General features: G+C 62.7%; 18 protein-coding genes. 9 read left to right on the top strand and 9 right to left on the bottom strand.

Annotation, left to right across the window (positions count from 1 at the left end; all coding sequences use genetic code 11):
• Positions 1-177 precede the first annotated feature (177 nt).
• From I2H31_RS22515 to treF, 3 genes are all read right to left on the bottom strand, one after another.
• Positions 178-1905 carry a hypothetical protein gene (locus I2H31_RS22515; RefSeq protein ID WP_196295313.1) on the bottom strand — a complete coding sequence of 576 codons (1728 nt, stop codon included), beginning with the start codon at positions 1903-1905 and terminating at the stop codon, positions 178-180.
• Positions 1902-2459 (bottom strand): RNA polymerase sigma factor, encoded by a 558-nt coding sequence (locus I2H31_RS22510; protein ID WP_196295312.1) that lies wholly within the window; start codon positions 2457-2459, stop codon positions 1902-1904. Before I2H31_RS22510 ends, I2H31_RS22515 begins: the two co-directional genes overlap by 4 nt.
• 82 nt (positions 2460-2541) lie before the next feature.
• Positions 2542-4206 carry an alpha,alpha-trehalase TreF gene (gene treF / locus I2H31_RS22505; RefSeq protein WP_196295311.1) on the bottom strand — a complete coding sequence of 555 codons (1665 nt, stop codon included), beginning with the start codon at positions 4204-4206 and terminating at the stop codon, positions 2542-2544.
• A 213-nt stretch (positions 4207-4419) separates the two neighbouring features.
• Between treF and I2H31_RS22500 the strand changes: the two genes are divergently transcribed.
• The 3 genes from I2H31_RS22500 (at position 4420) to I2H31_RS22490 (ending at position 7368) form a co-directional block, all read left to right on the top strand.
• Positions 4420-4827 carry a BlaI/MecI/CopY family transcriptional regulator gene (locus I2H31_RS22500; RefSeq protein ID WP_196295310.1) on the top strand — a complete coding sequence of 136 codons (408 nt, stop codon included), beginning with the start codon at positions 4420-4422 and terminating at the stop codon, positions 4825-4827.
• The gene (locus I2H31_RS22495) at positions 4805-6166 is read left to right on the top strand and encodes a TonB family protein (RefSeq protein ID WP_196295309.1); all 1362 of its coding nucleotides are present in this window, start codon (positions 4805-4807) and stop codon (positions 6164-6166) included. Before I2H31_RS22500 ends, I2H31_RS22495 begins: the two co-directional genes overlap by 23 nt.
• Positions 6167-6333: 167 nt before the next feature.
• Entirely contained in the window at positions 6334-7368 is a 1035-nt protein-coding gene (locus I2H31_RS22490) for a hypothetical protein (protein ID WP_317192260.1), read from the top strand.
• A gap of 311 nt (positions 7369-7679) precedes the next feature.
• Here the strand turns inward: I2H31_RS22490 and I2H31_RS22485 are convergent, their stop codons facing one another.
• The 6 genes from I2H31_RS22485 to I2H31_RS22460 all read right to left on the bottom strand — a co-directional run bounded on the left by I2H31_RS22485 (position 7680) and on the right by I2H31_RS22460 (position 16443).
• Positions 7680-9968 carry a GH92 family glycosyl hydrolase gene (locus tag I2H31_RS22485; RefSeq protein WP_196295308.1) on the bottom strand — a complete coding sequence of 763 codons (2289 nt, stop codon included), beginning with the start codon at positions 9966-9968 and terminating at the stop codon, positions 7680-7682.
• A 118-nt stretch (positions 9969-10086) separates the two neighbouring features.
• On the bottom strand, positions 10087-11370 hold the full coding sequence (locus I2H31_RS22480) for a sugar MFS transporter (protein WP_196295307.1): 1284 nt from the start codon (positions 11368-11370) through the stop codon (positions 10087-10089).
• Positions 11371-11598: 228 nt separating this feature from the next.
• Complete coding sequence (locus I2H31_RS22475; protein WP_196295306.1) at positions 11599-13167, bottom strand: DHA2 family efflux MFS transporter permease subunit; 1569 nt, start codon at positions 13165-13167, stop codon at positions 11599-11601.
• A 144-nt stretch (positions 13168-13311) separates the two neighbouring features.
• Positions 13312-14424, bottom strand: a complete 1113-nt coding sequence (locus tag I2H31_RS22470; RefSeq protein WP_317192259.1) for an HlyD family secretion protein — start codon at positions 14422-14424, stop codon at positions 13312-13314.
• Positions 14425-14489: 65 nt separating this feature from the next.
• Positions 14490-14939 (bottom strand): universal stress protein, encoded by a 450-nt coding sequence (locus I2H31_RS22465; RefSeq protein ID WP_196295305.1) that lies wholly within the window; start codon positions 14937-14939, stop codon positions 14490-14492.
• 142 nt (positions 14940-15081) lie between these two features.
• Entirely contained in the window at positions 15082-16443 is a 1362-nt protein-coding gene (locus I2H31_RS22460; protein ID WP_196295304.1) for a TolC family protein, read from the bottom strand.
• 310 nt (positions 16444-16753) lie between these two features.
• On the opposite strand from I2H31_RS22460, the gene I2H31_RS22455 reads away from it, so the two are divergent.
• The 6 genes from I2H31_RS22455 (at position 16754) to I2H31_RS25870 (ending at position 24168) form a co-directional block, all read left to right on the top strand.
• Entirely contained in the window at positions 16754-18886 is a 2133-nt protein-coding gene (locus I2H31_RS22455; protein WP_196295303.1) for a sigma-54-dependent Fis family transcriptional regulator, read from the top strand.
• A 205-nt stretch (positions 18887-19091) separates the two neighbouring features.
• Positions 19092-20195 carry an SDR family NAD(P)-dependent oxidoreductase gene (locus I2H31_RS22450; protein ID WP_196295302.1) on the top strand — a complete coding sequence of 368 codons (1104 nt, stop codon included), beginning with the start codon at positions 19092-19094 and terminating at the stop codon, positions 20193-20195.
• 95 nt (positions 20196-20290) lie between these two features.
• Positions 20291-20731: a DUF3060 domain-containing protein gene (locus I2H31_RS22445; RefSeq protein WP_196295301.1), complete on the top strand. Its 441-nt coding sequence runs from the start codon at positions 20291-20293 to the stop codon at positions 20729-20731.
• 578 nt (positions 20732-21309) lie between these two features.
• Complete coding sequence (locus tag I2H31_RS22440) at positions 21310-21984, top strand: TnsA endonuclease N-terminal domain-containing protein (protein WP_196295300.1); 675 nt, start codon at positions 21310-21312, stop codon at positions 21982-21984.
• Entirely contained in the window at positions 21977-23887 is a 1911-nt protein-coding gene (locus tag I2H31_RS22435) for a helix-turn-helix domain-containing protein (protein WP_196295299.1), read from the top strand. Before I2H31_RS22440 ends, I2H31_RS22435 begins: the two co-directional genes overlap by 8 nt.
• Positions 23884-24168 carry a TniB family NTP-binding protein gene (locus tag I2H31_RS25870; protein WP_196295298.1) on the top strand — a complete coding sequence of 95 codons (285 nt, stop codon included), beginning with the start codon at positions 23884-23886 and terminating at the stop codon, positions 24166-24168. Before I2H31_RS22435 ends, I2H31_RS25870 begins: the two co-directional genes overlap by 4 nt.
• Positions 24169-24301 lie beyond the last annotated feature (133 nt).

Here is a 24301-nt window from a genome sequence, read left to right as displayed (position 1 = left end):
AGACCAGCCCGGTTATGAAAAGGCTGCCGGTTGAGCTACGTATTTCAAAAGTTGTTTATCGAGGCACATAAATTCCCGAATACATCCTAAAAGAGCAGGCCTTTCAGTTGATTTTCGGCTCTGCGCATCAGAAAAATACCCGGAACCACTGCCCGCGAGCGTGCCCATAGCACCGCGCTACAGCCCAAACCGCAGCCCGAACATCAGCCCCGTGGCCGTGGGCTGCTGCCGCAGGCCGGTTTCGGGGCGGTACAGCGACAGCGCCTGCCAGCGCAGGCTGGGTGCCACGCTTAGGCTGATGCGGTTGGTGAGGGCGTAGTTCAGGGCCAGGGAGCCGGTCAGGGCCACATTTAGCCGCCTAAATGGCCCTTCGCCTGCCCCGATGGTTTCGGAGCGGAAGTTCCTGCCGTCCTGCGTCACCACTTGCGTGCCGCCCAGGAAAAACTGCAGCTGCGCCCCGGCCGAGACGTCGGCCCACCAGCGGCCCGTGCCCGGCGTGAGGCGGTAGCGCAGCAGCACCGGCACCGTGAAAAACCGGTAGGTAGGCTGCAGCAGCTTGGTGGTGGTGGTTTCTTTCTTGCTGATGAGCGGGGTGATGGTTCGGCGCACGGAGTGGATGCTGTCGTGCTGCACGGTGGTGGTGTACACGGTGTCCTGCCGGGGCACGTACACCGTGTCGTAGCCAATGACCTGGCTGTTGCTGTTGAAAATCGGGTTGAGCTGCGGAACCTGGATGATGCGCACCGAATACGTCTGGTTGGTGGACGTGAAGAAGGTGGTGGTGCGCGTGGTGGCGGTGTCGTATTTCACCAGCACGTCGGTTTTTTGGTTGGTGATGCGCACGTCGGCGCCGTAGGTGCTGAAACCCATGCCGCCGCCCACGCTCAGGCGCGGCGTGAGGCGATATTCGGCCATGAGAGCGGCGTTGAGGCCGCTGCGGCCGGTTTCGTGGTTGCGGCGCAGCGCGGTGAGGCTGTCGCCTTCGGGCCCTTGCAGGCCGAGGGTGTTTTGCTCGGGCGCAGCCGTGAGCAGCAGGCTCCAGCGGTGGGCCAGCGGGCGGGGACGGGCCGTGTCGGCCGGGGCCGGGCTGGTGGCGGCCAGGGCGGCTTGGGGGGCGCCGGGTAGGTCGCCCAGGGCCAGCAGGGTGCTGTCGGTGCGGCGCTGCAGGCGCAGCAGCTCGGCGCGCTCGGCGCGCAGGCTTAGCAGGAGCGCGGCGCGGCTTTCGGCGGGCGGGGTGCCCGGTTGCAGGGTTTCCACGCTGGGCAGCTGCACCAGCACCTGCCGCTCCAGGGCCGCCAGCGGGCGCAGGGTGGCGGGCGTGGAATCGGCCCGTGCCAGAATGGCCGGGGGCACAATTTCGGCCCCCGGCTCCCCCGGTGCGCCCACGCCCACCGCTGCAGAGGTCGTCAGAGACGTGTGCGAGTTGATTTCAGACGTGTGCGAGGGCGTTTGGGACGGTTGCGAGTGAACTTGGGACGTGTACGAGTGAGCTTGGGACGTATGCGAGTTGGCTTCGGACGGTTGCGACTGGGCTTCGGACGTGTGCGAGTGAGCTTGGGACGGGTGCGAGTTGGTTTCGGACGCATGCGAGTGAGCTTCGGACGCGTCGGAGGGCACTTGAGACGACCCGGAAGCCGCTGCATAGGTCCAGACCTGGGCCACGTTTGCACTACGGTGTTGCGCCGCCGCGTCGGAGCAGTCGGCATGCGGCAGCAGCCAGCCGGCCAGCCCACTCAGCAGGGCCACCAGCCCAAACAGCAGCGGCAGCCGGGGCTTGGCGGGCACCGGGGCGCCGATGCGCGGCTCAATGCCGGCCCACACCGGGGCCGAGGGTTCCAGGCTGTAATCCTCAAATTTGCTGCGCAGGGAGTGGTCGAGGCGGTTTTCTTCCGGTTCTTCCATCATAAGTTCAAGTAGCTGGCCTGCTGCTGGTGCAGGCGGGTGAGTTGTTTGCGGGCTTTGCTGAGCTGGGCTTTGGAGGTGCTCTCCTGAATGCCCAGCAGCTCGGCGATTTCGCCGTGGCTGTAGCCGTCCACGGCGTAGAGGTTGAGCACAAGGCGGCAGCCGTCGGGCAGGCGCTCCATCAGGGCCAGCACCTCGGCCACGCCCAGGCGGTCGAAGGCGTCGGCGTCGGCCGCGAAAGGCTCGGGCACGTCGTCGAGCAGCATCTGCTGGCGGCGGTGCTGCCCGCTCTGCCAGTGGTTGATGGCCGTGGTGACGACAATGCGCCGCACCCAGCCCTCAAAAGAGCCGTCGGCCCGGAAGTCGTGCAGGCGCGTAAACACCTTCACGAACGCATCCTGGAGAATGTCCTCGGCCTCGGCCACCGAGTGCACGTAGCGGCGCGCCACGCCCAGCATGCGGCCGGCGTAGCGGGTGTAGAGCTGGCGCTGCGCCGCCGGTTCGTGGCGGCCACAGCGAGCCAGCAGGTCGGGTAAGTCAGCGGGCGGAGCTGGCATGCAGGCAAGGTAAGCCCGCGCGCCGCGCGCAGGCACAGGCCAGACAGGCCCCGGCCCGGAAAGGCTGCCGGGAAGGCGAAAATTATTTTTGCGGCGCTGGCTCCGAGCGGTTCAGCAGCCGCAGCAGCACCCCGTTTGTCCACCCAAAGCCGTCCTGCAGCGGGTACTCGCCCCCACCGGCCGGGCGGTGGGGGTGCAGCACGTCGTACTTCTCTAGCAGCTGCCCGGTTTGGGCAAACACGCGGGCGTTCAGCCGCACCCAGCGGTGGGCCACGGTGTCGGCCAGCGGGCGCTGCTGGTAGCGCCCGAGGCCTTCGATGGCCAGGTACTGCAGCGGGGCCCAGCCGTTGGGGGCGTCCCACTGCTGCTTGGTTTCGCTGAGCGAGGTCAGCAGCCCGCCCGTTTTCAGAAAATTTGCTTTGAGCCCCGCGCCCACCCGCGCGGCCTGCTCCGGCGTGGCCAGCCCAAACGCCAGCGGAAACACGCCCGCCAGCGTGCGCACCGCGGAGCGCTGGCGCTGCCGCCAGTTGTAGTCCTGAAACCAGCCGGCCTTGGCGTCCCAACTCAGGGCCAGCAGGGCGGTTTTGCGGGCGGTGGCCTTCGCCGTGTAGGCCCGGGCCTGGGCGGGCTGGCCCGCCACGCGGGCTGCTTCGGCCAGGGTCATTTCCAAATTATACAGCAGGCAGTTGAGGTCAACGGGCACCAGGTCCGTGGTTTGGATGCTGCCCAGCCCGCCCGCCGACCCAAACCAGCGGCTGCTGAAGTCCCAGCCCGACGCGGCCGCGGCCCGCACGTGGCGGTAGAACTGCGCGGCCGGCTGCTGGCTTCGCCTGGCGGCGGCCACGTCTTCGGCGTAAGATTCTTCGCGGGGCTGGTCGCTGTCGTCCCAGTAGCGGTTGAGCAGGGCGCCGGTGGGCAGGCGCACCACGCGGCGGGCCGCGGCGCCGGGCTTCAGGGCGTCGGCGCCCTGCATCCAGTAGCGGTACTCGGCTTCGAGGGCGGGGCGGTAGCGCAGCAGCTCGCCGTTGCCGCGCTCCTGGGCCAGCAGCTGCACCATGCGGGCAAAAAACGGCGGCTGCGAGCGGGTGAGGTAGTAGCTGCGGTTGCCGTTGGGGATGAAGCCGTAGCGCGCGACGAGGAAGGCGAAGTTGTCGGTGATGTCTTTCAATAGCTGGCCTTTGCCGGCCTCCGCCAGCCCCAGCATGGTGAAGTACGAATCCCAGTAGTACACTTCCCGAAACCGCCCGCCCGGCACCAGGTAGGGCTTGGGCAGCGGCAGCAGGGAGCGGTACGGCGCCAGCGAGTCGGCCGGGTCGGGGGCCGGTGCGGCGGGCCGGGCCAGCACCGTCCAGAGCGTGTCGAGGTGGTGGCGCAGGCCGGCCGCGATATTGCTCTGAAATGGCACGCCGCCCTCCGCCGGCAGGTCAAAATGCGCCGTCACAAAAGCCTTCAGGTCGAAGCCCGGTTGGTTTTTCTCGCGCCGCCACGCCGCCAGAATGGTGGCCGGCCGCTGCCGGGGCGCGGCGTCCACGAAGGTCTTGCCATCGGCGAAAACGTGGCCCAGCTGCACCGCCTCAAACAAGCCCGGAAACAGCTGCCGGGGCGAAAGCAGCTTGCCCACGGAGGCGGACCCAGTGGGAGCTTCCGCTGCTTTGACGGTTGATTTGGGCGCCGCGTTTTCGGTTTGAGCCTGGGCCGGCCAGCAGTGCAGCAGCCCCAGCAAGCAACAGAGGAGGAGTCTTCGCATAAGAAAAGGGACTGGAATGGGCCGCCCGCTGCGCACGAGGCATTTTCTGTTGCTTACGTGCCTCAGCCATTTTTCGCTTCGACGGCCTTACTGGTCGCCTTTTCCTAGGTGCGCAGGCCATCTGATAATTATTTTAACTAATGAAATAGTTTTTAAACTAAAAAATTAGTTGTACGTTTGCTTGTACCGGAACTGCCTGCCACACTGCTGCCTATGGACCCCTCCTCTTTCCCCGAACTCACCCGCGCCGAAGAACAGGTGATGCAGGTGCTCTGGCGCCGCGGCCCCTCCTTCGTGAAGGACGTGCTGGCCGAGCTGCCGGCCCCGCCGCCGGCCTACAACACGGTCTCAACCATCATCCGCATCCTCGAAACCAAGGGCTTTGTCGACCACGAAGCCTTTGGGCGCACGCACCGCTACTTCGTGCGGGTGGCCCAGGACGACTACCGCCGCTTCTCGCTGCGCAAGCTGCTGGGCGGGCATTTCGGCAATTCCTTCAGCCGGCTGGTGTCCTTCTTCGCCAAGGAGGAAAACCTCGACGCTGCCCAGCTCGACGAGCTGCTCCGCCACGCTTACGAACCCCAAAACCCCACCGACGATGAACCCAACCAGCCTGCTTAATTGGATGCTGCTCAGCACGGTGCTGCTGGGGGCGTGGTGGCTTTGCTACCGTTTGGCCCTGCGCCAGGAGCACAGCTTTGCCTACAACCGGGTGTTTCTGGGGCTGGGGCCGCTGCTGGCGGCGGGCCTGCCGCTGCTGCCCGCCGCGTGGCTAAGCGGCTGGGGCGCCGGGCCGGTGCCGCTGGCGGGCGCGGTTTCGGTGCTGCTGCCCCCGGCGGCGGTGAGCGCCGAAGGTGCCGGGGCGCCGGCCCTGAGCTGGGCCGTGGGCTTGGTGGCGGTGTACGTTGCCGGTGCCGTTTTCATGCTGGGCCGGCTGATTTTTGGGCTGGGCCGCTTGTGGTGGCGCACGCGCCGCCTGCCCCGCGAAGCCGGCCCCGGCCACACGCTGGCCCGCACCCAGGGCCGGCTGCCCACCAGCTCGTTCGGCCGCACCGTGTTTTGGGACGAAACCCTGGCCCTGAGCCCCGCCGAAGCCGCGCAGGTGCTGCGCCACGAGCTGGCCCACGTGCGCCAGGGCCACACCTACGACCGCCTGCTGCTGGAGCTGCTACAGGCCGTGCTGTGGTTCAACCCCTTCGTGCACCTCTGCGGGCGGGCGCTGGCCCTCACCCACGAGTTTCTGGCCGATGAGGCGGCCCTGCGCCCCGCCGCCGACGCGGCCGGTGCGCCGGCCCAGACTTATACCCACCTCCTGGCCCGGCAGGTGGCCATCCGCCTCGGTTTTGCTACTCCGCTCGCACATTCTTTTTCTCATTCTCAAACCCTAAGTCGCATTGCCATGATTCAGAAAACCTCTCCCGTTCGCCGCTGGAAGCAGTGGCTGGCCCTGCCCCTGGCGGGCGTCCTCGTGCTGGCCGTGGCCTGCGAGAAGGCAACTCCCAAGGCCGAGCCGGCGGCTGCAGCGGCTGCCCAACCGGCGGTGGCCCCGCCGCCCCCGCAGATGGTGTACGAAACCGTGGACCAGATGCCCGCGCTGCCGGGCGGGGGCGGTTCCGAAGCCATTGTGGGGGCCATTCAGCAGCACCTCGACTACCCCGCGGTGGCGCCCCGCGACCGGAAGAGCGGCACTTCGTTCGTCACCTTCGTGGTGAGCGACCAGGGCGAAGTGCAGGCCGTGAAAGTGCTCAAGAGCCTGGGCCCGGCCTACGACGCGGCCGTCATCGCGGCCATCCAGCGGCTGCCCGTCTTCGTGCCGGGCCGCAAAGAGGGCAAAGCGGTGGCCGTGAGCTTCACCGTGCCCATTCAGTTTGTGTGGCGGTCCACGGTGCGGGTTTCCGGTGCCTTGCCGCTCAACTGGCGGGGCTGGGCCCTGGAGTCGCCGGGCCTCGTCGGCTGCTAGCCGCGCTTTTTTCCACCGAAGAAAGCGCCCGGCAGCGGCCCCATTTTGGTGAAATCAATTGAAAAGCTCCGCCCCGCGCCGGAGCTTTTCTGCGTTAAGCCCGGCCGCAACCGGGCAAAGTGGGCTAACTTGCACCCTGTATTGGCCCCCTAACCCGTTTTTATTCAGTGTTGTTTTCCCTAACGCCGCGCGCTGCGCTCGTGGCCGCCACATTTGGCTTGCTGGCCGCCGCCAGCCTGCCCGCTTGTAAAACCACCCCCAACGAGGGCGAAAAAGGCGGCACCGCCGCCAACGACAGCGTGGCCAACAAGCCGGCCCCTGTTGACACCATCAAAATCAAGATGCTGGCCGCGCGGCGCGACTCGCTGAAGGCCGACAGCATTGCGCGCAAAAACGGGCAGCTGCCGGGCGCCATTTTGCCGGGCCACCGCATCGTGGCGTTTTATGGCAACATTCGCTCGAAGGGCATGGGCATTCTAGGCCGCGAGCCCAAGGAGCAGATGTTCCGCAAGTTTGAGGGCGTGCTGAAGGAGTGGCAGGCCGCCGACCCCAGCATTCCGGTGCAGCCCGCCCTGCACAACGTGACCATCACGGCCCAGGGCACCGCCGGCAAGGACGGCAAGTGGCGCCTGATGAACTCCAAAGCCACCATCGAGGAAGTCATTGCCTGGGCCCGCGAGCACAAGTGCATCCTGTTTCTGGACGTGCAGCCCGGCCACAGCACCCTGCCCGTGGAGCTGCCCAAGCTGGAGCCCTACCTCAAGCAGCCCGACATCCACCTCGGCATCGACCCGGAGTTTTCGCTGGCCACCATGCCCGGCGTGCGCCCCAACCAGCGCATCGGCACGCTGGATGCCAAGGATGTGAACTTCACCATCAACTTCCTGGCCCGCATTGTGAGCGAAAACCACTTGCCGCCCAAGGTGCTGACGGTGCACCGCTTCACCCGGAAGATGATTACCAACTACAAAAACATCAAGCTCGACCCGCGCGTGCAGGTGGTGATGCACATGGACGGCCACGGCGAGCCCACCCTGAAAAAGGATTCGTACCACGACTACATCCAGACCGAGCCCGTGCAGTACACCGGCTTCAAGCTGTTCTACGAGTACGACCCCAAGCCCAAGCCCCACCACATGATGACCCCGGTGGAAGTGCTGACCCAGCTCACCCCCAAGCCGCTGTACATTCAGTACCAGTAGGGGCGGACGGTGGCGCCCCGGGGGCCCACCCCGGGGCGCCACCTCAAAACTTCCACCTTCCGCCCAAAAAGCCCGGCACGCCGACCTTTTCAGGTGGCGCGCCGGGCTTTTTGGCTGGGATGCCGCCTCAAAAGGTCGGCGCGCCGCTCAAAAAGGGCGGGACGTCGGGCTTTTGAGGCGGCGCGCCGCCCAAAAAGCCCGGAACGCCGCCCAAAAAAGTCGGCGCGTCGGGTTTTTCGGGCGGCGCGCCGGGGTCCGACCCCGGAATGCCGGGGTTCGACCCCGGCGCGCCGCCGGGCCGGCACCCCGCCTCACTTCGCCTTCGAGAACGAATACGGCGCCGCGGCCGGCTGCGTGCCCCGGCTCTTGTTGGGTGTGGCGCTCATGTCAAAGTTGAGCGTGGCACCTTGCATCAGCTCCGTGTGGCTAAGCCAGTTTTTGTCGTAAGGCTGGCCGTTGAAAGTAAGCCCATTGACATAGCGGTTGGCGGCGGAGTTGTTGGGCGCGTTCAGCACGACGTCTTTGCCGGAGGGCAGGTGCAGGGTGGCTTTGGGAAAGAGCGGGGCGCCCAGCACGTACTGGTCGGTGCCGGGGCACACGGGGTAGAAGCCCAGGGCCGAAAACACGTACCAGGCCGAGGTCTGGCCGTTGTCCTCGTCGCCGCAGTAGCCGTCAGGCGTGGGCAGGTAGAGGCGGTTGAGGGTTTCGCGCACCCAGTATTGGGTTTTCCAGGGCTGGCCGGCGTAGTTGTAGAGGTACACCATGTGCTGAATGGGCTGGTTGCCGTGCGCATAGTTGCCCATGTTGGCAATCTGCATCTCCCGGATTTCGTGGATGACCTCGCCGTAGTACGACGCGTCAAACACGGGCGGCAGCGTGAAAACGGTATCCAGCGTGGCCACGAACTTCTGCCGCCCGCCCATCAAATCAATGAGCCCCTGCACGTCGTGAAACACCGACCACGTGTAATGCCAACTGTTGCCTTCGGTGAAGGCGTCGCCCCACTTGAAGGGGTTGAAAGGTTTTTGGAACGAGCCGTCCTGGTTGCGGCCGCGCATCAGGCCGGTTTCCTTATCGAACAGCTTGCGGTAGTTCTGGCTGCGCCGGGCGTAGAGGTTAATTTCCTTCTTGGGCTTGTTCAGCGCCTTGGCCAGCTGGTAGATGGTGAAGTCGTCGTAGGCGTATTCCAGCGTGCGGGCCGCATTTTCGTCGATTTTGACATCGTAGGGCACATAGCCGAGCTTGTTATAGTACTCCACACCCTTGCGGCCCACGGCGTCGAGCGGCCCGGCGTTGTTGGCGCCGTGCGTCAGGGCTTCGTAGAGCACGTTCATGTCCTGCCCCCGAATGCCTTTGAGGTAGGCGTCGGCCACCACCGAGGCCGAGTTGTTGCCCACCATCACGTTGCGCAGGCCGGGGCTGCCCCACTCCGGCAGCCAGCCGCTTTCCCGGCAGTCGTTGGCCAGGCCCTGCTGAATTTCGGCGTTCACGTCCGGATACAGCAGGTTCAGGAAGGGAAACAGCGCCCGAAACGTGTCCCAGAAACCGGTATCGGTGTACAGGTAGCCCGGCAGCACCTGCCCGTTGAACGGGCTGTAGTGTATGATATGGCCAGCGGCGTCGCGTTCATACAGCTTGCGCGGAAACAGCAGCGAGCGGTACAGGCACGAGTAAAACGTGCGTCGTTGGGCCTCCGTGCCACCCTCAATCTCGATGCGGCCCAGCGCCTTGTTCCAGGCGGCGCGGCCCTGCTGGCGCACGGCGTCAAAGTCCTGCTCGCCAATCTCGCGCAGGTTCAACTCGGCCTGCTCGGGGCTGATGAAGGACGAGGCCACCCGGGCGTTCACCTTTTCCCCTTTTCGGGTTTTGAAGCCCACCACGGCTCCGGCGTGCTTAGCCGTCACTTCCAGCACGTCGGCGGCCAGCGCTTTGTCCTGATACAGCGCCGTGCTGGTGAAATCATGGTCAAATTCCAGAACGAAGTAGTTCTTGAAGTTCTTGGGCACGCCGCCGCTGTTGCGCGTGGTGTAGCCGATGACGCGCCGCTGCCCGGGCAGCACCTTCACGTAGGAGCCGCGGTCCAGCGCATCAATCACCACGTAGGCGCTGTCGGTTTTGGGGAAGGTGAAGCGGAAGCGGGCGGCGCGCTCGGTGGGCGCTATTTCGGTGGTTACGTCGTGGTCGGCCAGGTACACGCGGTAGTAGTTGGGCTCGGCCACCTCGGCCTTGTGCGAAAACCAGCTGGCGCGGGCGTCCTCATCAAATACCCGCCGGCCGGTGATGGGCATGAGGGCAAATTGCCCGTAGTCGTTCATCCACGGCGAAGGCTGGTGCGTCTGCTTGAAGCCGCGCAGCTTGTCGGCCGAGTACTGGTAGGCCCAGCCGTTGCCCATCTTGCCGGTTTGCGGCATCCAGAAATTCATGCCCCAGGGCAGGGCAATGGCCGGGTAGGTGTTGCCGTTCGAGAGGTCCGGCTTGGAGTCGGTGCCGATGAGCGGGTTCACCCACTGCGCGGGGTCGGCAGTGGCGGCGGGCGTCTGGGCAAAGGCGGGGCTGGTAGCCAGCCAGAGCGCCGCCAGGGCGATAAAGGCTTTTAGCATTTGAAAAGAAAATAGACCGTCATGCTGAGCTTGTCGAAGCATCTCGCGTGCAAGAGTAAATAATACCACTGCACGCGAGATGCTTCGACAAGCTCAGCATGACGTGCTGGTGTTTTTCCTAAGCCACCGCCGCCCGCCGGCTGCCGCGCAGCCCGTACCACAGGATGTACCCGTAGCACACCACGGGCAGCAGCAGGGCCAGTCGCAGGCCGCTGTGGTCGGCGATGGTGCCGAACAGCAGCGGCACCAGCGCCCCGCCTACCACGGCGGTGCACAGCAGGCCCGAGCCTTCCTCGGTGTGCCGCCCCAGCCCGGCCAGCGCCAGCGGGAAAATGACCGGCCACATGATGGAATTCATCAACCCCACGGCCAGCAGGCTCCACATGGCGAGTTCGCCGGTGGTGTTGATGGAGATGAGCACCAGCGCCGCCGCCATCACCGCGTTGAAGGCGAGCAGCTTGGCCGGCGGGAATTTGTTGAGCAGGTAGGCGCCCAGAAACCGGCCCACCATGGCCCCGCCCCAGTAGTAGGAAACTTGCCGGCCCGCCGTTTCCGGGTCGAGCCGCATCACATCGGGCAAAGCGAAATAGTTGACGAGGTGAGAGCCAATGGCCACTTCCGCGCCCACGTAAGTGAAAATGGCCACCACGCCCAGCACTAGGTGCCGGTAGTGCCAGGCCCGCACCGAACCGGCTTCCACGTTGGCCACCTGTTCGGTGGCCAGCTCGATTTGCGGCAGGTTGACCTGGCTCAGCATCAGGCTGATGAGCAGCAGTGCCCCGCCGATAACCAGGTAAGGCACCTGCACCGCCCGCACATCAATGGCCGCCGCCGAAGTGACGGTGGCCAGCTTTGGCAAGCGGCTCAGAATTAGCGCGCTGCCCAGCAGCGGGGCCAGCGTGGTGCCCAGTGAGTTGAACGCCTGCGTGAGGGTGAGGCGGGCCGAAGCCGACCGCGCCGGCCCCAGGATGGCCACGTAGGGGTTGGCGGCCACTTGCAGCAGCGTGATGCCCGAGGCCAGCACAAACAGCGCCCCCAGAAACAGCCCGTACACCCGCTGCGCTGCGGCCGGGTAAAACAGGAACGCGCCCACCGCCGCCACCCCGAAGCCCAGCAGCATGCCGCGCTTGTAGCCGAGGCGCGCCACCAGCTTGCCCGCCGGAATGCTCATCAGGAAATAGGCCCCGAAAAAACAGAGGTTAATCAGGTTGGCCTGCGCGTAGTTGAGCTGGAAAATGGCCTTTAAATACGGAATCAGGATGTCGTTGAGGCAGGTGATGAAGCCCCACAGGAAAAACAGCGTCGTGACGGCACTCAGCGCCGAGGCGTAGCGCGGGGTGGTGGCAGAAGCGGAATCATCCGCGAGGGTGGCTTGGGCGGAGACAGGAGGCAGGGCGGCCATAAAGTGGGAATTGGGGAGGGAAAGAAGGAAATTTGAGGGGCCGGAATTGGCGAAGCTCAAAGCTAAAGTGTTTGAGTTAACCACGCCCGGGCGCGTTCCGGTAAACGGCTTCGCTTGCTCCGGTACCGCTGGCAACGGCTTGCCAAGCAAAAAGCCCCGGCTCGCCATGAACCGGGGCTTTTTGAAGAGGAATTGGCCAGGCCGGCGGCCGCGCCACGACGGGCGAACTCAGTGGGCGTCCATGCTGATTTTGCCCACCACTTTCACACGCTTCACCAGCAGAATGAGCGGCAGGCAAGCCAGGAAGAAAATGCCCAGCGCCGTGAATATCTGCGAGTAAGTGATGAGCGAAGTCTGCTTCATCAGGATGCCTTGCAGGGCGGCGTAGGCCTGCTGCCGGGCCTGCTCCAGCGGGAAGCCTTTCGACATAAAGTTCTGGGTGAAGGCTTGGATGCGCTGCACGGTTTCGCCGTTGTAGAGCGAGATGTTGGCCGAGAGGCTGTTGCGGTTCTGGGCCAGGCTGCGCTCCAGGTAGGTGCCCACGATGGCCACGCCAAACGAGCCGCCGAGCTGGCGAATCATGCCCGTGATGCCGGCGGCCTGCCCGGCGTCTTTGCCCTGCAAGCCGGCCAGGCTCATGGTGGTGATGGGCAGGAAAATGAGGCCCAGGCCCACGCCACGCACCATCAGGGGCCAGAAGAAGTCGCTTTCGCCGGCAGTGGGCGAAATCTTGCCGCTCATCCAGAAGGTGAAAAAGAAGAAGATGATAAAGCCCACCGGAATCATGTACTTCTGGGGTATGCCGGCCTGCAATGCCCGCCCGATGAGCGGCATCATGAAGCCCGAAGCCAACGCCCCCGGCAGCAGCAAAAAGCCGGTTTGGGCCGCCGTGAAGCCCAGAATGCGCTGCGTGAAAATGGGGAAGATGAAGATGGAAGCAAACAACCCGAAGCCCAGCACGAACGACAAAAATGCGCCCACCGCCAGGTTGCGGCTCTTGCCCAGCACCCGCAAATCCACGATGGGCTTTTCGGCCGTGAGCTCGCGCCAGATGAAGCCGATGATGCCCACCGCCGAGCAAGCCGTGAAGAAGTTGATGAGCGGGTCTTCGAACCAGTCCTTGGTTTCGCCCTGCTCCAGCACGTACTGCAGCGAACCCACGCCGAGAATGAGCAGGAAAATGCCAGCCCAGTCAATCTCGCGCAGCGGCCGCGGAATGGCGTTTTTGATGCGCTCGGGGTCGCGGATGAAGGTGAGGGTGAAGATGCTGGCCAGAATGCCCACCGGCACGTTCACGTAGAAAATCCAGGGCCAGTCGTAGTTGTCCACGATGTAGCCGCCCAGCGTGGGGCCGATGGTGGGCCCGATAATCACGCCCATGCCAAACAGGGCCTGGCCCAGCGGCAGCTGCTTGGGCGGGAAGGTATCAATCAGAATGGACTGCGACGTAGCCATGAGCGCGCCGCCGCCAATGCCCTGGATGAAGCGAAACGCCACCAGCTCCCAGATGTTGGTGCTCTGGCCGCAGGCCATGGAGGCGAGCGTGAAGATGACGACCGAGGCAAAATAGTAGTTGCGGCGCCCGAACTGCTCGGCCAGGAAGCCGGTCATCGGAATCACAATCACGTTGGCGATGGCGTAGGAGGCCACCACCCAGCTCACTTCCTGCTGCGTGGCCGAGAGGTTGCCCATCATCTGGGTCAGGGCCACGTTCACGATGCTGGTGTCAATGAGCTCCAGCAGGCAGCAGAGGACCACCGTGACAACGATAATCCACTTAGTAAATCCGGTTTCCATGTTTTACTCTGTTTATGGTCGGGCTTGTCATCCTAAGCGCAGCGAAGGACCTTCTCACGTCCATGCTGTCTGGTATACAGCAAGCTATTCAGGCGTGAGAAGGTCCTTCGCTGCGCTCAGGATGACAAGCGAAAATTCAAGCCTCTACTTCACCTTCACCTCGGCCGTCACGCTCATGCCGGCGCGCAGGGGGTGGTTAGCGTCCACTTTATCCAGAGCGATGCGGACGGGGATGCGCTGGGTCACTTTCACGAAGTTGCCGCTGGCGTTGTCGGGGGGCAGCAGGGCAAAGCGGGCGCCGGTAGCGGCCGACAGCGACTCCACGTGGCCCTGAAACTCCTCGTTGGGGTAGGCATCTACCTCAATCTTCACCGGCTGGCCCACTTTCATGTCTTCCAGCTGAGTTTCCTTGAAGTTGGCCACCACCCAGGTGCGGGCGCTGCCCACGATGCCAAACAGCTGCTGGCCGGGCCCCACCACCTGGCCGGGCTGCACGTTTTTCTTGCTGATGATACCGTCCTGCGGCGCCGTGATGGTGGTGTAGCTGAGCTGCAGCTTGGCGTTGTCGAGGTCGGTCTGGCGCTGTTTCACCACGGCCTGGGCCACGGCCACCTGCTGCTCGGCGGCGGCCACTTGCTGGCGGGCCACGCTCACCTGGTCGGTGGCGGTGGCGCGCTGGGCGGCGGTGGCTTTCAGGTTGGCTTGCACGGCGTCGTACTCACTCTGCGGAATGATGTCCTGCTGACGCAGGAAGGTGCTGCGCTTGAGGTCTTTCTGCAGGCGCTCCTGGTTGGCCTGGCTCACGCCGATGCCGGTTTGGGCGCTGCGCACGTTGGCCTGGGCGGTGCCCACGGCGGCGCGGGCGGCCGTTACCTGGGCCTGGGCCGCGAGCAGGGCGGCTTCGGCGGCGTTCACGCGCTGCTGGTAGTCGGCGGGGTCAATGGTGACGAGGACGTCGCCCTTTTTCACGGGCATGTTGTCGTCCACTTTCACTTCCAGCACGGGGCCGCCCACGCGGGGCAGCACCGGGTACACGTCGCCCTCTACCTGGGCGTCGTCGGTGTCTTCGTGGGCCTTGGCGTACTGGTAGCGCGTGAAGCCATAGAAGCCGCCGCCCAGCAGAATGAGCGCCAGAATGAGGAAGACAAGGGGGTTGCGCTTCTTGGGCGTTTCCATGGGCTCGGCTTCGGCCGAGGCCGCGTGGGGGTAGGGCGCGGGGGCGTTTTGTACGGCGGGAGAGGTTTCGGTCTGGGCCATCTTAGTAGGTGTTCGGGTGTCGGTTTTTAAAGAGAAGGGAAGTCGGAAACGGCTGGTAGTGAGGGTCAGTTCACCGGCTCAGCGGTTTCTGCCTGAAGGGGGCCGCGCACCAGCAGCGTGGCGCACCGGGCGGTGCGCAGCACAATCTCGGCGGTGGTGCCCATCAAAAAGCGGGTGAGACCGGTTTGGCCGTGCGCCCCAATAACAATTAGGTCGGCCTGCTGGCGGCTGGCTTCGGCCACTATTTCCGAAGCCGCCTCGCCGCGCACCATGCCGGTGTGCACGTGGGCCACGCCGGCTTCTTCGGCGGCGGTGCGCAGGGCCTGCATCCGGGCCTTGCAGGGCGCAAACACCGTGGCGTCGGGCCGCTGGCCGGTGGGGTCTTCCTGCGGCTCGCACACGTGCAGCAGCCGTAGCTCAGCCCCCGTGGCCGCGGCCAGGGCCGCCGCGTACGCCACCAGCCCAGCCGACGCGGCCGAGAAATCGAGCGGACAAAGGATGGTGGAGAGGTTCATTGTTAGGGTAATGGAAAGGTTTAGAACGTCATGCTGAGCTTGTCGAAGCATCTCGCTCGCTTCGTTGTAATCCTTTTGTTTACTGCAACACGCAAGATGCTTCGCTGCGCTCTGCATGACGTTCTTTCTTCATTCAGAAAGCCTATTGCCAAATCTGCTCGCCGGTGGCGCGGCGCAGCTGGTACTGGCCGAGGGTGTAGTTGTACATGGCCTGGGCGCGGGCCAGGCGGGCCTGGGCGAGCTGGGTTTCGGCGTCGAGCACGTCGAGGTTCTGGCCCACGCCGTACCGGTAGCGGCCCTGGGCGCGGGTGAGGGCGTCGGAGGCCTGTGCCACCTGCTGCTCGGCGTTGGCAAGGCGGGCCTGGCTGAACTCCATGTTGTTCACGGCCTGGCGCACATCGGCCCGGATTTGCTCCTGCGTGTCCTGGGTGCGGGCCAGGGCGGCGCGGCTGGTGGCCGCGGCTTCCACGCGCTGCTTCTTGTTGCGGCCCCCGTCGTAGATGGGTACCGACAGCTGCACCACGCCCACCGTGTTGAACCGAATCCGGTCGATGTCGGGCAGAATGTAGCCGTTCTTGCCGCCCACCTGCGCGCCCACGCCCAGGGTGGGCAGGTCGCTTTTCTCAATGAGACGGGCCTGCAGCTCAGCCGTTTTTTCGGCGTCGCGGGCCAGCTTCACTTCCGGGCGGTTTTCGGTGGCTTTGGCAATTTCGGCGGCCAAGTCCACGGTTTGTGGGGCGTAGGTGAGGTTGCCTTTTACCGGAATATCGGCCTGCGCGGGCTTGTGCAGCAGGCGCGCCAACTGCACCTGCTGGTTGCGGAGCTGGTTTTCAAGGTCGAGCTTGGTGTTCTGGGCCTGCGTGATGCGCACGTCGGTGGTCGTCACGTCAAAACGGGTGCTCACGCCGCCTTGCACGCGCTTTTCCATCTCGTTGCGGTGGGCTTGCAGCGAGGCAATCTGCTGGTTTTGCACCCGAATGCTCTCGCGCATAAACAGGATGTTGTAATACACCTGCGCCGCGTTGAAGGCTAGGTCACGCCGCGCCACCGTAATGTTATCCTGCGCCGTTTGCACCTGCGATTCGGCCACGCGCACCGTGGCCGCGTTCTTGCCAAAATCGAGCAGCAGATATTGCGCCGTGAGGTGAAAATCGTAGTTGTTGTTGGGGGCAAACTGCAGCACTTCGCCGTTGAAAGGCAGCTTCACCACCGGGTCGATGCGGGTGTAGGTGGCCGTGCCCGTCACCTGCGGCAGGAAACCGGACTGCGTCTGCGCGAGGCGGCTGCTGGCGGCGTTCGACAGCTCGGTGAGGTTGGCGATGCCGGGGTTGGCGTCGAGCACCGCCTGCACGGTGGCGCCCAGCGTCAGCGAGTCGCTGGCCAGGCCAATGGGCTGCGCGGCAGCCGGCACGCTGGGCTGCGTTTGGGCCCGGGCCGAATCAGCCGCGCCCAGCAAACCCAGCGTAAGTAAGAAAGCCGCCGGAGTGAAAGAACAAGAAGACATAAGCGAATGCGGATTGAATCTGCCTTCGCTTACCTAATGCTGTGCCAAGGGTTGCGGACGAGTTTTAACTAGTGCCTAAAAACGCCTCTGCAAGCCTTTAACGCTAGTTTTTGCGCAATCGAACGCATTTGAAAATCGTGTGCCAGATAGCTTTAATTCCTTAAATAGCAGGAATTTCTACCTTTTTACTCCTGTTATTTGAGGAAAAAAGCAGTCTAGCGCAAAACATATTGTACATGAAAGCGTCTGTAGATTGGAGAAAAGCGGCTGGAAATCGGTTGGCTTTTCCGGTGCCAGACGAACCCATTGCATGTCCGACCAAGACGAAACCCTGCTGCTCCACCTCAACGAGGCCATCGCCACCATTCGCGATAAGGATTCGTTGTTTAAAGTGGTGACCACCAAGCTGCGGCTGATTTTCCCCTTCGACCTCATCGGCATCAACGTGTTCGATGCTGAGTTGAAAATGAAGCGGCTGTTCCTGCGCGACTACTACGGCGTAGACGAAGCGCCACCGCCCCCCGCCGGCATGGACCAGTTCACGCCCATCGCCGGCTCGCCGCTCGAAAAGCTGTTAGATAACCCGCGGGTGCAGCAGTTTACCCCAGAAGAGTATCTGGCTGACTATCCGACCTATGCGCCGTTCAATAAATTTCAGAAGCTGGGCGTGACCCACCTCACGGCTGTGCCGCTCCACATCGGCGGCCGGCTCACGGGCATCCTGACGCTGGCTTCGCGCCGCACGCCCCACCTCACGCCCGCCGACGAAAAGCTGCTGGACAAAATTGGCTCCCTCATTGCCGTGGCCGTGGCCAATACCCTCGCCTTCGAGGAAGTAGCGCGCCGCGAGCAGGAGCGCACCCTGCAACTCAACATCAACAACGCCCTGCTTAGCATCAAGCAGCGCGAGCCGCTGTTTCGGGCCGTGGCCGAGGAGTTGAGCCGCGTGGTCAGGTTCGAGTACTTCGGCATTCGGGTGCAACGGGCGGGGCAAGGGCAGGAGTTTCAGGCCTTCGCCGAGTTCTCGCGCATCGAGCCGGGCGCCCCGCTCGTGGCCCTGGCCGCCGACCGCGACAACGACGAAAGCCTCGCTAATAAAGTCGGTATCTACCAGCAAAACACGGATTTGCTGCAAGTGCCAGCTATTTACTCCGGCCCTGATTTCAAAACCCTGGCCGTGCGCTACCCGCGCCTGCGCTACGTGTACGAGCACTACCACACCCGCGCCCTGCTGGTGGCGCCCATCTGGCAGCGGCCCGATGGCGCCGCCGTGCTCACCCTCTCCGCCGCCGACCCCGACGCCTTCCGCTCCGAAGACCTGGCCACGGTGCTCGCCCTCGTGCCGCAGATTGCGCTGGCCCTGGAAAACCTCTTTGCCTTCGAGCAGATTGAAGAACTGAAAGCGCAGGTGGAGCAAGAGCGCACCTACCTGGTCGATGAAATCAACACCTCCGCCCGCTTCGGGGCCGATTCGGGGGCTTTTGTGGGCAGTGGGCCGGCCCTGCAACTGGTGCAGCGCCGCATCGGCCTGGTGGCCCCGACGGATACGACGGTGCTGATTTCAGGTGAAACCGGCACCGGGAAAGAGCTGGTGGCGCGCGAGCTGCACAATGCGTCGCCCCGCCACGCCCGCGCCCTCATCAAGCTCAATTGCGCCGCCCTGCCGGCTCAGCTTATTGAGAGCGAATTGTTTGGTCACGAAAAAGGCGCCTTCACCGGGGCCGTGGAGCGCCGCATCGGCAAGTTTGAGCTGGCCAACGGCGGCAGCATTTTCCTGGATGAAATCGGCGAGCTACCGCTCGATTTGCAAGCCAAGCTGCTACGCGTGTTGCAGGAAAAAGAGTTCGAGCGCCTGGGCGGCACCAAAGTGCTACACTCCGACGCCCGCGTCATTGCCGCCACCAACCGCGTGCTGGCCGATGAAGTGGCCGCCGGCCGCTTCCGGGCCGATTTGTACTACCGGCTCAATGTTTTTCCCATTGAACTGGCGCCCCTGCGCGAGCGCCGCGAAGACATCGAGCCCCTGATGCGCCACTTCATCCAGCGCCTGAGCAAGCGCCTGGGCAAGCCCGTGCGCCAGGTGCGGCCCACCGATTTGGCCGCCCTGCAAGCCTACTCCTGGCCCGGCAACATCCGCGAGTTGGAACACGTGCTGGAGCAGGCCATCATCGTGAGCCAGGGGCCGTTTCTGGAGTTTGCGGGCTTCGCGGCGGCGCCGCTGGTGCTGGCTGCGGGCACTGCACCGGCCGCCGCGCCCAGCTTCGCACCCCTCAAAACACTGAAGGAGCAGGAGCGCGACCACATTCTGGCGGCGTTGCAACGCACCGGCGGGCGCGTGAGCGGGGCCAACGGCGCGGCTTTGTTGCTGGACATCAACCCGAAAACACTGGAAGCGCGCATGAAGAAGCTGGGCATCCGCCGCACAGTGGGCGTGGAGGCGTAGAGACGCGACCCTTCGCGTCGCGTCGTTGGACGATGCAAGCGGCGCGGGCACCGAGACGCGAAGGGTCGCGTATCTACATCAGGTACCCGGCTGATTCCGTGTTAGTACGTAACTCAAAATCAGTACTAACCCAGTCGAAAGGGGCCGTTGGGTGCCGTAGAAAGAGTCGCGGTTGCGCTGGCCGCTTCACTCTTTCTCCTTTCCAATGGCAGCAACCCGTCACGTTTCCGGTACCACTTGTGCCCACCGCCCGCGAAAACAGTTGGGTGCGTTCAGCAATTTCGGCTGGCTGCCCGTGCTGTTTCTCGGGCTGCTGCTGAGCAGCTGCGCCACTTCCAGGCTGGGCGCTGCGGGCCAGAAAAAAGTGCAGGGCAAAACCTACGTCGTCATCGGGGCTTCCAGCGGCTTCGGGCGCGGCATGGCCGAGCAACTGGGCGAATTCAAGGCCAACGTGGTGCTGGCCGCCCGTCGCACCGAGCTGTTGGAAGAAATAGCCACCAAGATTCAGGCCGCGGGCGGCACGGCGCTGGTGGTGCCCACCGACATCAGCAAGCCCGAGGACGTGCAGCACCTGGCCGAAGCCGCCGTGAAGCAGTACGGCCGCGTGGATGTGTGGGTGAACGACGTGGGCGTGGGCGGCATCGGCAAGTTCTGGGACATTCCGCTGGCCGACTACTCGCGCATGATTGACGTCAACCTCAAAGGTATCATTTACGGCAGTCAGGTGGCCATCAGGGTGTTCCAGAGCCAGGGCCGCGGCACGCTGATGAATCTGGGCTCGGTGGAAAGCCACGTGCCGCTGGCCTACCACGCCGTGTATGCCGCCACCAAAGGCGCCGTCCGCAACTTCGACCAGGCCCTGCACCACGAGCTGCGCCTGCAAGGCTACACGAATATCGAAGTACTCACCATCGAGCCCTGGGCTGTCGACACGCCCTTCTGGGGCCACGCGGCCAACTACAGCGGCGGCACGCCCCGCATGGCCGCCCTGGACCCGCCCGCCAAAGTGGTGAATGCCCTGGTGCGCGCCTCGGTGCGGCCCCGGCAGGAGGTGCCGGTGGGCTGGAAAGCCAAAGGCGCCGTGGTGTCGCACCGCATCGCGCCGCGCTTCACCGAGCGCGTGTCGGCCAACATCGACCACCATTACCAACTGAAAACCGCCCCGCCCGCGCCCGCCACCACGGGCAGCCTCTATGCGCCGCAGGCGTCGGGGCCGGGCGTGGACGACGGCGTGCGCAAGCGCATGAAGGAAGAAAAGCGGCAGCGCAAGGCTCGGAAAGCGGCCGGCGTCTCTGAGGCCTCCAAGTAGGGTCAGCAAAGCCCCGCCCACGGTCGGCCGCCGTGCGCGGGGCATCGGCCGTTGCCTGTTTTGCGTAAGCTCGGCTATACCAACCTTGCTTATAGATGAATACGATTCAACATGTGCTGCTGGGAGTGGCCCTGGCCGCTTCTCTCAGTGCCTGCTCGCAGGCAAAAGATGAAAAGGAGGAGCGCCGCGAGGCCGATTCGCAGCGCGTGGAGGCGCCGGGCATGAGCATTGAAACCAAGGGCGATGCCTCCACGGTGGTGACCAGCGACGAGAACGAAATCGTCATCGCGGGCAACAAGTCGGTGCAAAGCCGCGCCTGCAGCGGCCAGGACGTGCAGGTGCAGGGCGACGACAACCAGGCCACCCTCACCGGCACCTGCAAAGGGCTCTACATCATCGGCAATCGAAACAAAACGACTCTGGAGAACGTGGCCACCATTCAGGTAACCGGCGACGACAACACTGTGCGCTGGCGCGGCACCGAGCCGGAAATCACCAACATCGGCAAGGGCAATACCATCACGAAAGCCGACTGATGAACGCCCAGGCGCCCGGCGCGTCTTGTGTGCCGGAGGCTTGGGCTTCAATCAGTCGTCGAAGCTTACTTCCAGGCGTGTATGTCATTTATCGAAGTAAATGGGAAAAAATGAGCCTTTTGCGCTCCTGATTATCGTGAGTAGTTGGGAATACTAGCGCTAGTTGGTGGGAATGCCTTGGATTTTGTAGCCAGTGACTGGGAATATCTACAAGCACAGACTAGAAAAATCAGGAGTAGTCATACAACTAGGCGGCCATCATTTTGAAAGGTATGGCTTTGTAAAAAAAATAATTTGAAAAAATATTTAATGATTTTGTTTTGGGCTTTTACTCGATTATTTACAATTATTAAATTTTATTCAAAAGTAATTACGGAAAAGCACTCTTTGCTTTAGATAATACTCCTGTTGAGCATACATGATTTTAACTAATATTTTAGCTTGTACCTATATAGATACAAGCCTTTGAATCATAGATTCTTAGTATTGACATCTGCACAGGTATAATCTACATTGGCAAGAATTCTGGCAGCTGCGACTCGCCATGTCGCTGGATTGCCTATAATCAATGTAAGGGAATGATGAAACCAGTGCGAAAAATAGGGATGACCTATCGGTCGCTAAGTGCCATCCAGCCATCTGGAAAAAACGGCACTTTGGTGCGTGCGGAATCTGCTCTGGAACGAGATGCCTGCTGCCTACTTGAATTTGACCCAGCCGTGGTAGAGTATGTTGAGCAGCCCCTTACAATTCAGTACACAGAAGAGGGGCGCTCCCGGCGCTACACGCCCGACTTCTTTGTTCGCTACGCAGCAGGCAGGCCCGCGCGTTTAATTGAAATAAAATACGCGAAAGACCTACAAGCCTCTCAAGCCCTATTCGCGTCAAGATTTTTGGCCGCTCAACAGCACGCCGAGGCAGCAGGATGGCAGTTCCGCATCTGGACGGAGGTAGAAATTCAAACGCCCTACTTAAAAAATGCCAAGTTTCTGCTGCGGTTTCGTGCTCCTGTGCTCTTTGCACAGCCAGAGCACTGCTTTCTCCTTTTAGAGTTGGTGGCCCGGTTGGAGCGCACTACTCCTGCAGAACTGCTACGTGTCGCTTCTGATAAACCAGAGAAGCAAGCCGTGTTATTACCGGTACTCTGGCACCTGGTCAGCACGGCTCAACTCGGCTGCGACTTATCGGTGGCGCTTACAACGCACAGTCCAATTTGGAGTCTCCATAACCCAATTTCATTTAGTCATGGTTAAGATAATACTGGAACCGGGCAACAGGTACTTGTATCGGACGCATCCTGTTCGTTTCAAGCGATTACTCGACCTAACGTTGGCGCTGGGTGAATACGAGGCTACCGGTGCCTTGGTGCAAATTCCTGTTGCCGACCTTCAGCCAATAGAAGAGCCGTCGGAAAATGTGCTGCCATTCGATGACGTGTTGAGCGTGCCGACACAAGCGTGGGCCAAGGCCCAGCGTCGACTGTCCATCCTTCAACCCATTCTCGCGGCGCGGGGCGATTCGGCCGTATTCATTGGGGTTTGTGAAGCCCATCAATTAGGAAAATCGACCATCTACCGCTGGTTGAAAGCGTACGATGAAGCGGGTTCCGTACAAGCGCTGGTTGAGTTGCCCCGCACCGGAGGCAAAGGCAAAAATCGGTTGGACGATGCCCGGACGGCCATCATCGACGAGGTAATAGCCACCCACTACTTGACTCGGCAGAAAAAAACGGCGAGCGAAATTGTGCTAGAAGTTCGGCGGCTGTGCCGACGGGCAAAACTGCAACTACCGGCCGACTCCACGGTTCGGCGCCGCATTCACCAGTTAGACCAGGAAGAAACGATGCGCCGCCGCCTAGGCAGTAAAGCCGCCCGCGACCGTTTCAGGCCCCAACAAGGCGAGTATCCCGATGCCGATTATCCGCTCCAGGTAGTGCAACTGGACCACACCCCGGTGGACATTATCCTGGTTGACGAAATCTTCCGCCAGCCACTAGGGCGACCTTACCTGACCATGGCCATCGACGTGTACTCGCGGATGGTGGTGGGAATGTATTTGTCGTACGACCCGCCGGGCACTATTGGAACGGGTTTGTGCATGGCCCATATGTTACTGCCTAAAGAGCAATGGCTAAAAAAAAAGGTGAAAGTGGAGGGACTGTGGCCCTGCTGGGGGGTGCCGGGGGCGCTGCATTTAGACAACGCCCGGGAGTTTCGAGGCGAGATGATGCAGCGGGCTTGCGAAAAATACGGCATTCGTCTAGAATACCGCCCCGTCAAAACGCCTGATTACGGGGGGCACATTGAACGGCTGATGGGCATCTGCATGAAGAAAGTGCATACGCTGCCCGGTACAACGTTTTCGAACCCGCAGCAGCGTGGCGCATATGACTCAGAAAAAATGGCCGCCCTCACCATCCGCGAGTTTGAGCAGTGGTTAACGACGTACATCGTCGATGTTTACCACAAGCGGGTGCACGGCAAAACTCATCAGATTCCTTACCAGTGCTTTGAAGAAGGCATTATGGGAACGCCCGACCAACCGGGCACCGGCCAGCCCGAGCGCCTTTACGATGAAGAGCAGGTGCGCATCGACTTTCTGCCATCTACCCGGCGCACGGTGCAGCAGAAGGGCGTGCAAATAGGCTACATCTACTATTACGCTGACGTACTGAGCGGCTACATCAATCGAGTAGAGCCGGGCAGCGGCGAAAATGGCAGCAAACAACTGTTAACATTTAAATACGACCCACGCGACATCAGCGTCCTCCACCTTTTGGAGCCTGGCACTAATTATTATCACCGCGTGCCCTATCGCACGACCTCCCGGCCGAGTATTTCGGTTTGGGAGCACCGGGCCGCTATTCGGGAACTGCGGCGGCAGGGCATGAAAAAATTGGACGAGGATGCCATTTTCGACGCGTGCGACCGAATGCGCGACATCGAGTTAAGCGCAGTGGCGCGAACGAAGAGCATGAAGAAGGGTATCCATCGGGTGTTGCGCAGCCTGACGCCGGAGGAAGTAGTGTTGCGGTTGCAAACGGAACCAGCGCCGAAGGTGATGCCGGTCGAACCCCAACAACTCCCGGCGGCCATCATGCCCCTTTCAATAGAGGGCCTTCAAGCTTTCGATGACTCTTCGCTGTACGAACAATGAACGCATCACACCTCCACCCAGATGTAGCCAAGCAGTTGGAACTGCCCAAAGCCGAACGGCAAAAGGCCGTTGGCGCGATGAAATGGATTCCGTATACCAGGGCCCGTCACGTCATGCAGATAATGCATGACTTGCTGGACCACCCCCCTTGTTACCGGATGCCTAACCTATTGTTGGCGGGAGATACGGGCAATGGCAAAACCCACATTATTCGGCGATTTGCGGACGAACACCCGTTTTACACCCGCGAATCGGATGGACATTTGAGGTGGTCTAGCTAAGCCGGACAGAACTGGTACGTGGTTTTGAGTTGGGATTCGAAGTGGTTGGGGGCGAGGTGAGGTGGTCTAGCTAAGCCGGACAGAACTGGTACGTGGTTTTGAGTTGGGATTCGAAGTGGTTGGGGGCGAGGTA

The sequence above is a fragment of the Hymenobacter ruricola genome (assembly GCF_015694525.1).
GTDB classification, from domain to species: domain Bacteria; phylum Bacteroidota; class Bacteroidia; order Cytophagales; family Hymenobacteraceae; genus Hymenobacter; species Hymenobacter ruricola.
The sequence above is the reverse complement of the archived record's forward strand: the minus strand, read 5'-3'. Positions and strand labels throughout refer to the sequence as shown.